This is a genomic window from Cognatishimia sp. MH4019 (assembly GCF_020177595.1).
Lineage (GTDB): Bacteria > Pseudomonadota > Alphaproteobacteria > Rhodobacterales > Rhodobacteraceae > JAHTBL01.
The window spans coordinates 1-1,511 of record NZ_JAHTBL010000024.1 but is presented as its reverse complement, the minus strand read 5'-3'; the positions used below and the strand labels follow the sequence as shown (position 1 = coordinate 1,511).

At 57.7% G+C, this 1,511-nt stretch carries 1 protein-coding gene; it reads left to right on the top strand.

Annotated features, from left to right (window positions below; translation table 11 throughout):
• The first annotated feature begins 85 nt into the window (after positions 1-85).
• Positions 86-1,437, top strand: a protein-coding gene (locus tag KUW67_RS18300) for an IS3 family transposase (protein WP_224826782.1) whose coding sequence is annotated in 2 segments (ribosomal slippage) — positions 86-422 and positions 422-1,437 — 1,353 coding nt in all. Because the reading frame shifts where the segments join, the coding sequence is not laid out codon by codon here.
• The last annotated feature ends 74 nt before the right edge of the window (positions 1,438-1,511 follow it).

Below are 1,511 nucleotides of genomic sequence, written 5' to 3'. Positions count from 1 at the left end.
TGTCTGACGTCAGCACCAATGGGACAGTTTAGGTTGATTTGATAAGAGAGGGTTTCTGGCACATCGTAACCACCAAGGAGTGGAGATGAGACAGAAACCCGGAACACGTAAGAGCCACGGCGAGAAGGTCGTCAAGGACATCCGCCGCGCCACGCGCAAACAGTACTCTGCGGAAGAGAAGATCAGGATCGTGCTGGACGGTCTGAAGGGCGAAGACAGCATTGCCGAGCTGTGCCGCCGCGAGGGCATCGCTCAGAGCCTGTATTACAGTTGGTCCAAGGAATTCCTTGAGGCTGGAAAGAAGCGCCTTGCCGGGGACACGGCCCGTGAGGCGACGTCCAATGAGGTCAAAGGGCTTCGCCGTGAGGCTCGGGACCTGAAAGAGGTCGTGGCCGAACAGGCCCTAGAACTACGCCTTCTCAAAAAAAGCATGCTCGGGGATGGGGGCGACAACGAATGAGGTATCCCGCATCCGAGAAGATGGAGATCATCCGGCTGGTCGAGCGGTCGCACCTATCGACCAGGCGCACGCTGGACAAGCTGGGCATTCCCAGAACCACTTTCTATCGTTGGTATGAACGCTATCAAACCGGCGGCCCCGAGGCACTTGAGGATCGCAGCCCGAGGCCATCCCGCGTCTGGAATCGTATTCCCGAACTGGTGCGCGAGAAGGTCAAGGACCTGGCCCTGAAGGAAAGCGACCTGTCGCCGCGCGAACTCGCCGTTCAGTTCACTGACACGGAAAAGTATTTTGTGTCAGAGGCTTCGGTCTATCGCATCCTCAAGTCCTACGATCTGATCACCAGTCCGGCCTATGTGGTGGTGTCGGCGGCTGACGAGTTCAAGGACAAGACCACACGGCCGAACCAGTTGTGGCAGACCGACTTCACGTATCTGAAGGTCATTGGTTGGGGCTGGTTCTATCTCAGCACGATCCTGGACGACTACAGCCGTTACATCATTGCCTGGAAGCTCTGCACGACGATGAAGTCGGGCGACGTGACCGACACGCTGGACCTGGCACTGCAGGCTTCGGGCTGCGATCAGGCGACGGTTCTGCACAAGCCGAGGCTGCTGAGTGACAACGGGTCGAGTTACATCTCGGGTGAGTTGGCAGATTGGCTGGAAGATCGGCAGATGGATCACGTCCGTGGCGCCCCGTATCACCCCCAGACCCAGGGCAAGATCGAGCGATGGCACCAGACCCTCAAGAACCGCATCCTGCTGGAAAACTACTTTCTGCCTAGCGATCTCAGCCGACAGATCGACGCCTTCGTCGAGCACTACAACCATCAGCGCTATCACGAGAGCCTACAGAACCTGACGCCGGCCGACGTCTACTTCGGGCGCGGCCAGGCCATCCTGAAACAACGAGAAAGGATCAAACAAAAGACCATCGAAACACGGCGCTTGCTTCACCGCAAATCGGCCGCATAATCAAACCAACCAGATGAGCCAGATCCTCTCTTAGCTCAGGCGCCCATCTGTCCCAAAATCCCTGACGACGGACA